Origin of the sequence: Bradyrhizobium sp. WU425, from assembly GCF_021052305.1 — a bacterium.
Classification (GTDB): Bacteria; Pseudomonadota; Alphaproteobacteria; order Rhizobiales; family Xanthobacteraceae; genus Bradyrhizobium; species Bradyrhizobium canariense_D.
The window spans coordinates 729,040-741,439 of sequence record NZ_CP088089.1 but is presented as its reverse complement, the minus strand read 5'-3'; the positions used below and the strand labels follow the sequence as shown (position 1 = coordinate 741,439).

The 12,400-nt window shown below is 64.8% G+C and carries 13 protein-coding genes and 1 other RNA gene; 9 read left to right on the top strand and 5 right to left on the bottom strand.

The annotated features are described in order from the left end of the window. Positions 1-4: 4 nt before the first annotated feature. From recR to ffs, 4 genes are all read right to left on the bottom strand, one after another. Positions 5-607, bottom strand: a complete 603-nt coding sequence (gene recR, locus BcanWU425_RS03460; protein ID WP_018453017.1) for a recombination mediator RecR — start codon at positions 605-607, stop codon at positions 5-7. 1 nt (position 608) lies between these two features. Then, on the bottom strand, positions 609-938 hold the full coding sequence (locus tag BcanWU425_RS03455; protein ID WP_007597704.1) for a YbaB/EbfC family nucleoid-associated protein: 330 nt from the start codon (positions 936-938) through the stop codon (positions 609-611). Between the two features lie 25 nt (positions 939-963). Beyond that, positions 964-2,784 carry a DNA polymerase III subunit gamma/tau gene (locus BcanWU425_RS03450; protein WP_085354356.1) on the bottom strand — a complete coding sequence of 607 codons (1,821 nt, stop codon included), beginning with the start codon at positions 2,782-2,784 and terminating at the stop codon, positions 964-966. 95 nt (positions 2,785-2,879) lie between these two features. Then, positions 2,880-2,976, bottom strand: an RNA gene (ffs, locus tag BcanWU425_RS03445) — signal recognition particle sRNA small type. A 193-nt stretch (positions 2,977-3,169) separates the two neighbouring features. Here ffs and BcanWU425_RS03440 point away from each other — a divergent pair. The 9 genes from BcanWU425_RS03440 (at position 3,170) to BcanWU425_RS03400 (ending at position 10,650) form a co-directional block, all read left to right on the top strand. Beyond that, entirely contained in the window at positions 3,170-4,015 is an 846-nt protein-coding gene (locus tag BcanWU425_RS03440; protein ID WP_204512757.1) for a transporter substrate-binding domain-containing protein, read from the top strand. 124 nt (positions 4,016-4,139) lie between these two features. Further along, positions 4,140-4,802: an amino acid ABC transporter permease gene (locus BcanWU425_RS03435; protein WP_018453014.1), complete on the top strand. Its 663-nt coding sequence runs from the start codon at positions 4,140-4,142 to the stop codon at positions 4,800-4,802. Continuing rightward, on the top strand, positions 4,799-5,596 hold the full coding sequence (locus BcanWU425_RS03430; protein WP_231189773.1) for an amino acid ABC transporter ATP-binding protein: 798 nt from the start codon (positions 4,799-4,801) through the stop codon (positions 5,594-5,596). The genes BcanWU425_RS03435 and BcanWU425_RS03430 overlap by 4 nt, the downstream gene beginning before the upstream one ends. Further along, the gene (locus BcanWU425_RS03425; protein ID WP_018453012.1) at positions 5,596-6,351 is read left to right on the top strand and encodes an SDR family NAD(P)-dependent oxidoreductase; all 756 of its coding nucleotides are present in this window, start codon (positions 5,596-5,598) and stop codon (positions 6,349-6,351) included. The genes BcanWU425_RS03430 and BcanWU425_RS03425 overlap by 1 nt, the downstream gene beginning before the upstream one ends. After that, positions 6,348-7,475, top strand: a complete 1,128-nt coding sequence (locus tag BcanWU425_RS03420; protein WP_204512759.1) for a muconate cycloisomerase family protein — start codon at positions 6,348-6,350, stop codon at positions 7,473-7,475. Before BcanWU425_RS03425 ends, BcanWU425_RS03420 begins: the two co-directional genes overlap by 4 nt. Positions 7,476-7,742: 267 nt before the next feature. Next, entirely contained in the window at positions 7,743-8,162 is a 420-nt protein-coding gene (locus BcanWU425_RS03415) for an HIT domain-containing protein (RefSeq protein ID WP_018453010.1), read from the top strand. Between the two features lie 11 nt (positions 8,163-8,173). Beyond that, positions 8,174-9,112, top strand: a complete 939-nt coding sequence (nudC, locus tag BcanWU425_RS03410; protein ID WP_204512760.1) for an NAD(+) diphosphatase — start codon at positions 8,174-8,176, stop codon at positions 9,110-9,112. A gap of 7 nt (positions 9,113-9,119) precedes the next feature. Next, positions 9,120-10,073, top strand: coding sequence for a sugar kinase (locus tag BcanWU425_RS03405; protein WP_204512761.1), 954 nt, complete (start codon positions 9,120-9,122; stop codon positions 10,071-10,073). A gap of 67 nt (positions 10,074-10,140) precedes the next feature. Next, positions 10,141-10,650 carry an Lrp/AsnC family transcriptional regulator gene (locus tag BcanWU425_RS03400; protein WP_018453007.1) on the top strand — a complete coding sequence of 170 codons (510 nt, stop codon included), beginning with the start codon at positions 10,141-10,143 and terminating at the stop codon, positions 10,648-10,650. A gap of 144 nt (positions 10,651-10,794) precedes the next feature. Here the strand turns inward: BcanWU425_RS03400 and BcanWU425_RS03395 are convergent, their stop codons facing one another. Next, on the bottom strand, positions 10,795-12,294 hold the full coding sequence (locus tag BcanWU425_RS03395; RefSeq protein ID WP_204512762.1) for a phosphomannomutase/phosphoglucomutase: 1,500 nt from the start codon (positions 12,292-12,294) through the stop codon (positions 10,795-10,797). Positions 12,295-12,400 lie beyond the last annotated feature (106 nt).

The following is a 12,400-nucleotide window of genomic DNA, read 5'->3' as shown; positions in this document are numbered from 1 at the left end:
ATGGCTAGAACAGGGTGCGCTGCCGCATCGCGGCCGATAGCGTACCTTCATCGAGATAATCAAGCTCGCCGCCGACCGGCACACCATGGGCGAGCCGGGTTACTTTTACGTTGGCGTCCTGAAGCAGGTCGGTGATGTAGTGTGCCGTGGTCTGGCCGTCGACGGTGGCATTCAGCGCCAGGATGACCTCATGCACCTGCGCCTCATGCGCGCGCGCGACCAGCGCCTCGATGGTGAGGTCCTGCGGGCCCACGCCGTCGAGCGGCGACAATGTCGCGCCCAGCACGTGATAGCGCCCTTGAGTGGCATTGGCCCGCTCCAGCGCCCAGAGATCGGCAACGTCGGCGACGACGACGATGATCGAGGGGTCGCGCCTCGGATCGGTGCAGACCGTGCAGGGACTTTGCGTGTCGATGTTGCCGCAGGTCTTACAGACCTGGACCTTCTCGAGTGCGACCTGCATGGCCGAGGACAGCGGTATCATCAGCGCTTCGCGCTTCTTGATCAGATGCAACGCGGCGCGCCGCGCCGAGCGCGGACCGAGGCCCGGCAGCCGCGCGAGAAGCTGGACCAGCCGCTCGATTTCAGGACCCGCAACAGCGCCCATCCTACTGGCCGAACAGCCCCGACAGCCCCGGCGGCAGGCCGAGCCCGCCGGTGAGCGACTGCATCTTCTCCTGCATGGCGGCTTCCGCCTTGCGGCGGGCCTCGCCGAACGCGGTGACGAGCAGATCCTCGAGCACCTCGCGCTCTTCCGCCTTCATCAGCGAAGGATCGATCTTGACGCCCTTGACGTCCATCTTCGCGGTCATGCGCACGGCGACGAGACCGCCGCCGGAGATGCCCTCGACCTCGACGTTGGCGAGCTGGTCCTGCATCTCCTGCATCTTGGATTGCAGCTGCTGCGCCTGCTTCATCATGCCGAAAATATCGACCATCGGTGTTGTCCTTGGAAAATTGGCTCTAGAGATCGTCGCCGTCGGAACCGTCGGGCGGATCGTCACTGCCATAGTCGGCGTTAATATCGGATTCCGGCGCCTCGGGGGCAAGCCTGCGGACCTCGACGACCTTCGCACCCGGAAACCGCGACAGCACCTCGCGCACGCGCGGATCGGCCTCGGCGGTGCGCGCACGTTCCTGCTTGGCCGCCTGGCTCACCGAGCGCAGCGTCGGCTGGCCCGGCTCGTTGGAGACGATCACGGTCCAGCGGCGCCCGGTCCAGAGCTCGAATTTTCGCGCGAGATCGGAAATCATGGTCTTGGAGGCGTTTGGCTCGAGCGCGACTTCCAGCCGGCCCTCCTCGAAACGAACGAGGCGCATGTCGCCTTCGAGCGCGCCCTTGGTCAGGAGGTCGCGCTTCTGCCCGGCCAGGGCAACGAGCTGGGTGAAGCTCGTGACGCGCAACACGGGCGCGGCAGCTTGCGGATCCGGCGCGGGCGTTGCCATCTGCGGACGGGCACCACCGCCGCCGAACGAGGACGGTGACGAATTCGGCATGCGAACGGGAGCCGCGGACGCCACCGGCCCGGCCGGCGCGTTGTGCGCGGCACTGCCGCCGCTCAGGACCGACGAGCCGACGCCGCCGTTCTGCTCCAGCATCTTGATCGCTTCGTCCGGCGTCGGCAGGTCGGCGACATAGGCGATGCGCACCAGCACCATCTCGGCGGCTGCGGCGGGCCGCGTCGCGGCCTGCACCTCGGTGATGCCCTTGAGCAGCATCTGCCACATCCGCGACAGCACGCGCATCGAGATCTTCGAGGCGAAATCGCGCGCGCGCACGCGCTCGGTCTCGCCATAGGCGACGTTGTCGGCGGTCGCCGGCACGATCTTCACGCGGGTGACGAAATTGACGAATTCGGCGAGATCCGAGAGCACGACGATCGGATCGGCGCCGACGTCGTACTGGTCGCGGAACTCCCTAAACGCGGACGCGATGTCGCCGCGCGCCAGAGAATCGAAAAGATCGATGACACGGGTGCGGTCGGCGAGCCCCAGCATCTGCCTGACGGCATCGGCCTTCACGGTGCCTGCCGCATGCGCGATCGCCTGATCGAGCAGCGAGAGCGAATCGCGCACCGAGCCTTCCGCGGCGCGCGCGATGATACCGAGTGCTTCGGGCTCGATCTCGACGTTTTCCTTGGCCGCGATATTGGCGAGATGCTTCATCAGCACGTCGGCCTCGACGCGGCGCAGGTCAAAACGCTGGCAGCGCGACAGCACCGTGACCGGAACCTTGCGGATCTCAGTCGTTGCGAACACGAACTTGGCGTGCTCCGGCGGTTCCTCCAGCGTCTTCAGGAAGGCGTTGAACGCCGCCGTCGACAGCATGTGGACTTCGTCGATGATGTAGACCTTGTAGCGGGCGCTGGCCGGCGCGTAGCGGACGCTGTCATTGATCTGACGGACGTCGTCGACGCCGGTGTGCGAGGCCGCGTCCATCTCCAGCACGTCCATGTGCCGGCTTTCCATGATGGCCTGGCAATGCACGCCGAGCGTCGGCATCTGGACCGTCGGGCCCTTCACCGAGCCATCCGGCATCTCGTAGTTGAGCGCGCGGGCAAGGATGCGCGCAGTGGTGGTCTTGCCGACCCCGCGGACGCCGGTGAGGATCCAGGCCTGCGGAATGCGACCGGTCTCGAATGCATTTGAGACGGTGCGGACCACGGCTTCCTGGCCGATCAGATCGTCGAATGAGGAAGGACGGTATTTCCGCGCCAGCACCCGGTAGGGCGTGCTGGCCCGGCCGGCGCTTTCAGGGTTGGGAGGGGCGCCAGCGTCGGTCATCGGTCGATCCGCAATGAAGTGTCTTTCGGCCGGCTTTGCGGAAAGGAGCGCGCTGGCGGCCCGAGCCGCCGGCGCAATTCGCTCGGAAAAAACAGGTAGGAGACTGACGAGCGACCCGATCCGGACCTCGTTAGGGCTGCTTCCTTCCGGACCTGACCCGGTTGGCGAGTGGCTCGTCCACCGCCAATCTCCCGGCCCCTATTTGGGGCCAAAAGGACCGGAAAGCAAGCGGGTATCGGCTTGAACAGGCGCGGCTTCATGGTGGCTTGCCCAGCATCCGGGCAATTCCTGGTCTGCCCAGCCGATAGGCTGTGCTTTCACTGCCGGAGGCGCCTTGGTAAGAACGCTGCCGGAACTTCTTCCAACAGAAAAGCGATTGATCCCAATGGTTACACGTCGTGATGTTGCATCGATTGTCGGACTTGGCGCGATTGGCGCGGCGACGCTGGCCTCCCCTGCCGTGGCGCAGACCGCCGATACCAACGAATCGACCTTCGCCCGCATCCGCCGCACCAAGAAGATGCGGATCGGCGCGGTCGGCGGCGGCGCGCCCTATTACATGAAGGATCTTTCGACCGGCCAGTGGAAAGGCTTTTACGTCGACATCGCCAAGGCGCTCGCCGAGGACATGGAGGCCGAGCTCGAGATCACCGAGACCACCTGGGGCAATTCGGTGCTCGACCTCCAGTCCAACAAGATCGACATCTTCTTCGGCCTCAACCCGACCCCGAAGCGCGCGCTGGTGGTCGACTTCTCGGTGCCGGTCTTCAACAACGCCTTCGGCATCCTCTGCAAGAAGGACTTCAAGCCGAAGAGCTGGGCCGAGCTGAACTCGCCCGACGTCAAGATCGCGGTCGACCAGGGCTCCTCGCACGACCAGGTCGTGAGCCGCCTGACGCCGAAGGCGCAGATCTCGCGGCTGAAGACCGCCGACGACGCCACCGCCGCGCTCCAGACCGGCCGCGTCGACGCGCAGTGCCTGATCACCATGCTGTCGCTCACGGTGCTGAAGAAAAATCCCTCGCTGGGCCAGTTCGTGCTGCCGACGCCGATCTTTGCTACCACGTCGAACGCCGGCTTCCGCCGCGAGACCGACAAGACCTGGCGCGACTACGTCAACACCTGGATCGACTTCAACAAAGGCCTCGGCTTCATTCGCAACGCCATCATCACCAACATGGAGCTGGTGGGCGTGACCGAGGCGGACATTCCGCCGGGCGTTTCGCTGTAGTCTTCCACTGTCATTCCGGGGCGCCCAAAGGGCGAACCCGGAATCTCGAGATTCCGGGCTCGATGCTTCGCATCGCTCCGGACGACAATGCCGGCGGTCAAGGCGTTCGACGAGTAACACACGCATGTATCAGTGGGACTTCGGCATCCTCTGGAGCTATCGCTGGCTCTTTCTCAACGGGCTCGGCGTCACCGTAGGCTTCACCGTGGTCATCGTCGTGCTTGGCCTCGTCTTCGGCCTGTTCGGCGCGTTCGGCACCCTGTCGCGCTTTCGCGCGGTGCGCCTGCTCGCGCTCACCTTCATCGAGGCGTTCCGCTGCACGCCGATCCTGGTGCAGCTGATCTGGTTCTATTACGCGCTGCCGATCCTGGCGGGTGTCGAGATGACCCCAATCACGGCGTCGGCGCTGGCGCTGTCGCTCTATGGCGGCTCGTTCTATTCGGAGATCATCCGCGGCGGCATCATCTCGATCGACCGCGGCCAGTCCGAAGCCGGTGCCGCGCTCGGTATGACCCCGGGACAGAGCATGCGGCGCATCGTGCTGCCGCAGGCGATCAAGCGCATGATCCCGGCGCTGATGAACCAGTCGATCATCCAGTTCAAGAACACCTCGCTGGTCTCGGTGCTGGCGGTGCCTGATCTGGTCTATCAGAGCCAGGTCGCCGCCCATGACAGCTACCGTCCGCTGGAAACCTACACCGCCGTCGCGGTCGCCTATGCGGCGATCCTGATCCCCCTGACCATCATGGTCCGGCGCGGCGAGAAGCGACTGGCGGTCGGCGAATGAGCGACACCTCTTCCAAGATCGAGATCCGGGCGCTGCGCAAAAGCTTTGGCAGCAACGAGGTTTTGAAGAGCATCAGCCTGGATGTCGCGAGGGGCGGCGTCGTGGCGCTGATCGGCCCGTCCGGCTCCGGCAAGTCGACGCTGCTCCGCTGCATCAACCTCCTGGTGACGCCCGACGGCGGCAGCGTTCGCGTCGGCGACACCCGCTTTTCGTTCGGCGAGGGTACGAAGCTCCCCGATGTGAAGACGCTGGCCAAATTCCGTACCACCACCGGCATGGTGTTCCAGCATTTCAATCTGTTCCCGCACATGACGACGCTGCAGAACGTGATGGAGGGACCGGTCACGGTGCGGCGCATGGCCAAAGCGGACGCCGAGAAGCTGGCGCGGGCCCAACTCACGAAGGTGGGCCTTGCAGAGAAGGCCGACCAATATCCGGCAACGCTCTCCGGCGGACAGAAGCAGCGCGTCGCGATTGCGCGGGCGCTCGCCATGGAGCCGGACGTGATGCTGTTCGACGAGGTCACCTCCGCGCTCGATCCCGAGCTTGTCGGCGAGGTCTTGAACGTCATGCAGCAGCTGGCGTCGGAGGGCATGACCATGGTGATCGTCACCCACGAGATCGCCTTTGCCCGCGAAGTCGCCGACCGTCTGATCTTCATGCGCGACGGCGTCGTGGTCGAGGAAGGCCCGGCGCGACAGGTGATCGACAATCCGCAGGAAGGAGCGACGCGCGCGTTCCTCAGCCATTTCCACCGCACCGGCGCGCTGCCGCCGGTTACAACGGCATCGTGATGTCCGAAATCGATCGCGTCTATCTTGTCACCGGCGCCGCCAGCGGCATCGGCCGCGCCACCGCAAAACTGCTCGCGGGGCCCGGCACTGCGCTGCTGCTGCACACGCGCTCCAACGCAGCCGGCCTCGACGCCACGGCGGCGGAAGCCGAAGCGCAAGGCGCGATCGTCGCAAAATGCCTCGGCGATCTCGCCGAGGAGACCGCGGCCACCGACACCGTCGCCGCTACGCAACGTGCCTTCGGCCGGCTCGACGGATTGATCCTGATCGGCGGCCATGCCCGGCGCGGCAGCGCCATCGGTACGCCGGCGGATCAGTTCCGCAAGGCAATGGACGAGTCGGCGCTGGCGTTCACACGGTTGGTGGACGCCGCGCTGCCGCTGCTGCGTGCAGGGCGAGATTCGCGGATCGTGGCGGTGTCGTCGTTCGTCGCTCACGCGATCCGGCCGGAGTTCGCGCCCTTTGCAGCGACGGCCGCGAGCCGCTCCGCGCTCGAAGCGCTGGTGCGGCTCACCGCAGTCGAGCTCGCCAGGGAGGGCATCACCGTCAACGCCGTCGCGCCGGGCCTGATCGTCAAGGACAAGCCCAGCGAAAGCCGGCTTACACCCGAGCAGATCGCCGCGACCGAGACGCTGATCCCGATGGGCCGCCGCGGGCGACCGGAGGAAGTCGCCGAGATCATCGCCTTCCTGGCATCCCCAAAAGCATCCTACGTCACCGGCCAGGTCTGGCACGTCAATGGAGGCCTGACATGACCGAAGCCACCATCGAACGTCTCAGGCTGTTCCTGATCGAGAGCCCGATCAAGATGGCGCGCCTCCAGGGCGTCGGCAACGTCAAGGGCACGGTGAAGCGCGTGCTGCTCGAGCTGACGTCGAACGATGGTGTGATCGGCTGGGGCGAGGCGGCACCGTGGGAAGTGTTCACGGGAACGCCGGAAGCGGCTTTCTCCGCGCTCGACATCTATTTGCGGCCAGTCGTGCTCGGCAAGCCGGTGCGGCGCATCCGCGCGCTGATGGCCGAGCTGGATCGCGCGCTGGTCGGGCATGCCGAAGCCAAGGTCGCGATCGAAATGGCGTTGCTCGACATCGTCGGCAAGTCGTCGGGGCTTTCGGTCGCCGACCTGCTCGGCGGCCGCGTACGCGACACGATCCCGCTGTCGTTCTCGATCGCCGATCCGGATTTCGCCGCCGACCTCGAACGCATGCGGAAGATGGTTCCGGACGGCAATTTGATCTACAAGATCAAGACCGGAGTGAAGCCGCATCGCGACGATCTCGATCATCTCGCGGCGATCCGCAAAGAATTCGGGGACAAGGTCGATCTACGCGTCGATTACAACCAGGCGCTGGCGCCGTTCGGCGCCATCAAGATCCTGCGCGACGTCGAGCAGTTCGCGCCGACCTTCATCGAACAGCCGGTGCCGCGCAAATATCTCGACGTGATGGCGCAGCTCACCGCAGCGCTGGAAACGCCGGTGCTGGCCGACGAAAGCTGCTTCGACCGCCGCGACATGATGGAGGTGGTGCGCCGCGAGGCGGCAGATGCCGTCTCGATCAAGCTGATGAAGGCCGGCGGCCTGTTCGAGGCGCAGGCGATCATGGCTATCGCCGACATCGCGGGCCTGCCCGGCTATGGCGGCACGCTGTGGGAGGGCGGCATCGGGCTTGCCGCCGGCACGCAGCTGATCGCCGCGACGCTGGGCATCTCGCTCGGTTGCGAATTCTACATGCCGCACCACGTGCTGACCGAGGACGTGCTGGAAGAGCGCGTCGCCAATCGCGGCGGCCACGTCGTCGTGCCCGACGGCCCCGGCCTCGGCATCCGCGTCAGCGAAGCCTCGGTCCGCGCCAATGCGCGGGTGCTTGCGGAGGGGTAGCCTCATAGTCGTCCTGGCGAAGGCCAGGACCTATTACCCCAAAGAGAAGTTGCGGCACGAAGTCGGTAACCCCGAATCTTCGCCAAACCCAATCCGATGGTAATGGGTCCTGGATCGGCGCTGCGCTTGTCCAGGACGACGATCGCGTATGCCGCCTCTGCGGAGCGCCATCCTTCCCCAATCAGATTCCGTATCGTATGGTCGCAGCAAATATTCAGGGGTTCCGCCCCGCCATGCCCGATCCCGTCGGGCCATCCGGAAACCTTCATGTCCGAACCCGCCTGGTCGCTGCACTCCCGCCTGAAAGAGGACACTATCGACATCGGCGATTTGCCGCTGTGCAAGGTCTTGGTCATCAAGGACGCGCATTATCCCTGGCTGCTGCTGGTGCCGCGACGCGCCGATGCAGTGGAGATCATCGACCTCGACGAGGTGCAGCAGGCGCAGTTGATGACCGAGATCTCCCGCGTCTCGCGCGCGCTGAAGGAGATCACCCAATGCGACAAGCTCAACATCGCGGCACTCGGCAACCTCGTGCCGCAGCTTCACGTCCACATCATCGCGCGCCGCACCAGTGACGCCGCCTGGCCGCGGCCGGTCTGGGGCGTGATGCAGCCCTTGGCGCACGACGCCACAGAGGTGCAGAGTTTCATCAGCGCGCTTCGCCGCAAGATCTGGTTGGGTTGAAAGAACAAGAAATGTCAGCATTCGACTCGTTTCCACTGGGACAACCCGCCTTCGTCACCAACATTCTCGACCGCGCCGCGCATCTGCGCCGCGACGACGAAAAGCTGTTCGCGATGGAGCAGAAGCCGTCGTCGCGCGCCTATGTGGTCTATCGCGACTCACTGCTGGTGAAGCGCGAGGGCGACACAGTGCGCGCGCTGCTCGGAATCGACGAGGCGCTGAAATGCGGCGCCAATCCCGGCACGATCTTCTTAGGCTTGCGCGACGGCGCCGCGATGTTCGGAATGGGCCTGTCGCAGGCCGCGTCCGAGAAGCTGATCGGGCGCGAAGACTACGCCCTCAGCGAGCTGCGCGGCATGGCGATGCAGGGCGCGGTGCCGCCGGAGGAGCTGTCGGCGATCGCGATGGCGAAGTCGATGGTGAGCTGGCATCAGCGCCACGGCTATTGCGCCAATTGCGGCACGCGTACCGCGATGAAGGAAGGCGGCTGGAAGCGGGAGTGCCCGAGTTGCAAGGCCGAGCATTTCCCGCGCACCGACCCTGTCGTGATCATGCACGTCGCCGCCGGCGACAAATGCCTGCTCGGCCGCCAGAAGCAGTTTCCGCCGGGCATGTATTCCTGCCTCGCCGGCTTCGTCGAGGCCGCCGAAACCATCGAGGACGCGGTACGCCGCGAGATTTTCGAAGAATCCGGGATTCGCTGCACCGAGGTGCAATATTACATGACCCAGCCCTGGCCCTATCCGTCGTCGCTGATGATCGGGTGCAGCGCGCGGGCGGTGAGCGAGGACATCGTCGTCGATCACTCCGAGTTGGAGGATGCGCGCTGGTTCACGCGCGAGGAGGCGGCCTTGATGCTGACGCGGACGCATCCTGACGGGCTCGCCGGCCCGCATCCGTTTGCGATTGCGCATCACCTGCTCGGCCGCTGGGTGCACGACAAGAGCTGAGACGGAGATGGCTGCACCAGGGATCGCGCCGCGCATCCTCTGCATCGGCATTCCCGTGCGCGACCTGACCTTTCGTGTCGAAACCGTGCCCGCGCGCGGCAGCAAGGCGAATGCCAGCCATCTCGCGGAGATTTGCGGCGGCAACGCACTCAATGCCGCGATCGCTATCGCTCGGCTTGGTGGCCGCGTCGCGTTCGCAGGTCCGATGGGCGATGCGCAGGAGACGTCGAGCGGCTTCATTCTCGACCGCATGACATCCGAAAATATCGACACAAGCCATATCGTGCGCATACCTGATGCGAGCACGCCCGTCTCTGCCATCATCATTGACGCGATGGGCGAGCGAACGCTCACGATCTATCGCGATCCGGCCCTGTGGACAGTCGAGCTGCCCGACGCCGACAAGCTGCTCGCCGATTGCCGGGCGGTTCTCGTCGAAAGCCGCTGCGCCGCGTTCGCAACTTCGCTCTGCACTGAGGCACGCCGGCGCGGCATTGCCGTCATCGTCGGCGTCGATCGCGCGATGGCGTTGCAGGACAGCCTGCTCACGACCGCGTCGCATCTGCTGTTCGCCAGTGACCAGGTGCAGGAGACAGCCGGCATCCCCGATGACGGCGCGGCATTGAAGCGCCTGGCCACGCTCACGCCCGCCTTCCTCGCCGCCACCCGCGGTCCGTATGGCACGATCTGGCTGAACGAGACCGGCGCATTGGAGCAGACGCCGGCCTTCCCGGTTCAGGCCGTCGATACGCTCGGCGCCGGCGACGTCTTCCATGGCGCCTTCACGCTTCGCTTCGCCGAAGGTGGCGGCGTGCGGCAGGCGCTGCGATTCGCCGCGGCCGCCGCGGCGCTGAAATGCACCCGTCATGGTGGCGGCCTGGCCGCCCCGCAACGCGTTGAAGTTGAAGAGCTTTTGAGCATGTCGCCGGCGGCGACGTTGGAGCGGGCGCCAAGATTATAGACTTGCTATAGAAAGATTTTCTCTATATCAGGGAAAACGTCCCTTGAAATGGAACAAAGTTCTTCAAATGACCGATCTCGCCGTCCCACTCCCCGAGACCAGCCGCCGCCTCGACGCCATCGACCGCAAGATTCTGATGGTGCTGCAGGACGATGCCTCCCTCTCCGTCGCCGAGATTGGCGACCGCGTCGGCCTGTCCTCGACCCCCTGCTGGAAGCGCATCCAGCGCTTGGAGGCCGACGGCGTGATTACCAAGCGGGTGGCACTGGTCGACCAGAACAAGATCGGGCTCGGCATCTCCGTGTTCGTGTCGGTCGAGAGCTCCGACCATTCCGACGCCTGGCTCAAGAGGTTCGCCGACGCCGTCAGCGCCATGCCTGAGGTGATGGAGTTCTATCGCATGGCCGGCGACGTCGATTACATGCTGCGCGTCGTCGTCGCGGACATGCAGGCCTATGACGTGTTCTACAAGAAACTGATCAGCGCCGTGCCGCTGAAGAACGTCACCTCGCGCTTCGCGATGGAGAAGATCAAGTCGGTCACCGCGCTGCCGATCCCGGCTGTGGTTGCGGCTTAAGGCTCACCACACGCAAACTGTCGTCGCCCGGCTTGACCGGGCGATCCAGTATTCCAGAGACGATGATGGGGTACGGATAAGCCGCGGCGTACTGGATGCCCCGGTCAAGCCGGGCATGACAGCAGGTGAGACTAGCCTCGCGCCTCAAATCTTCTGATTGTACTCGCCGACTTCGGGATGGGTGCGCAGCACGCTGTTCACCATCTCGAACATGTCGTGCATGCGCTGCTCGGAGACCGGGCTCTCGACCACGACAACGAGCTCGGGCTTGTTGGAGGAGGCCCGCACCAGGCCCCAGCTGCCGTCCTCGACCGTGACGCGGACGCCGTTGACGGTGACGAGATCGCGGATCGACTGGCCGCCGATCTTGGCGCCATTGGCCTGCAAGGCCTCGAAGTGCTTTACCACCTTGTCGATGACGCCGTATTTGGTCTCGTCGGCGCAATGCGGCGACATCGTCGGCGACGACCAGGTCTTCGGCAGCGCGTTCTTGAGATCGGCCATCGACTTGCCGGGGGCGCGGTCAAGCATATCGCAGATCGCCAGCGCCGAGACGAGACCGTCGTCATAGCCGCGTCCATAAGGCTTGTTGAAGAAGAAGTGGCCGGACTTCTCGAAGCCGGCGAGCGCACCCGTCTCATGGGTGCGGCGCTTCATGTAGGAATGGCCGGTCTTCCAGTAGGTGGTTTTTGCACCCTGCTTCTGCAGCACCGGATCGGTGATGAACAGGCCGGTCGACTTCACGTCGACGATGAACTGCGCGTCCTTGTGGATCGCGGACATGTCGCGCGCCAGCATCACGCCGACCTTGTCGGCAAAGATCTCCTCGCCGGTGTTGTCGACGACGCCGCAGCGATCGCCGTCGCCATCGAAGCCGAGACCCACATCGGCCTTGTGCTGCAGCACCGCGTCGCGGATCGCGTGCAGCATCTCCATGTCTTCGGGGTTCGGATTGTATTTCGGGAAGGTGTGGTCGAGCTCGGTGTCGAGCGGGATCACCTCGCAGCCGATCGCCTCCAGCACCTGCGGCGCGAATGCGCCGGCGGTACCGTTGCCGCAGGCCGCGACGACCTTGAGCTTGCGCTTGAGCTTCGGGCGGCTGGTGAGATCGGCGATGTAGCGCGCCGGATAATTCTCGTGGAATTGATAGGAGCCGCCGGCCTTGTTCTTGAACTCGGCGCCCAGCACGATCTCCTTCAGCCGCGTCATCTCGTCGGGACCGAAGGTCAGCGGGCGGTTGGCGCCCATCTTCACGCCGGTCCAGCCATTGTCGTTGTGTGAGGCCGTGACCATGGCGCAGCAGGGCACGTCGAGGTCGAACTGCGCGAAATAGGCCATCGGCGTCACCGCGAGCCCAATGTCGTGCACCTTGCAGCCTGCTGCCATCAGGCCGGAGATCAGCGCATATTTGATCGAGGCCGAATAGCCGCGGAAATCATGACCGGTGACGATCTCCTGGCTGACGCCGAGTTCTGCGATCAGCGCGCCCAGCCCCATGCCGAGCGCCTGGATTCCCATCAGGTTGATTTCCTTCTGGAACAGCCAGCGCGCGTCGTATTCGCGAAAGCCCGTGGCCTTCACCATCGGCTCGGATTCGAAGGCATAGGTGTTGGGCAGCAACACGGATTTCGGCTTGGGGAACATTGAGACGGTCTCGTGAAAAAGAGCCAGGATTTGATGCAGCCTTAGCGAATGCCGGGCTGCAGCGGAAGGCGGGAATGGCAGCTTATGGATGATAATTGCGGCAGTT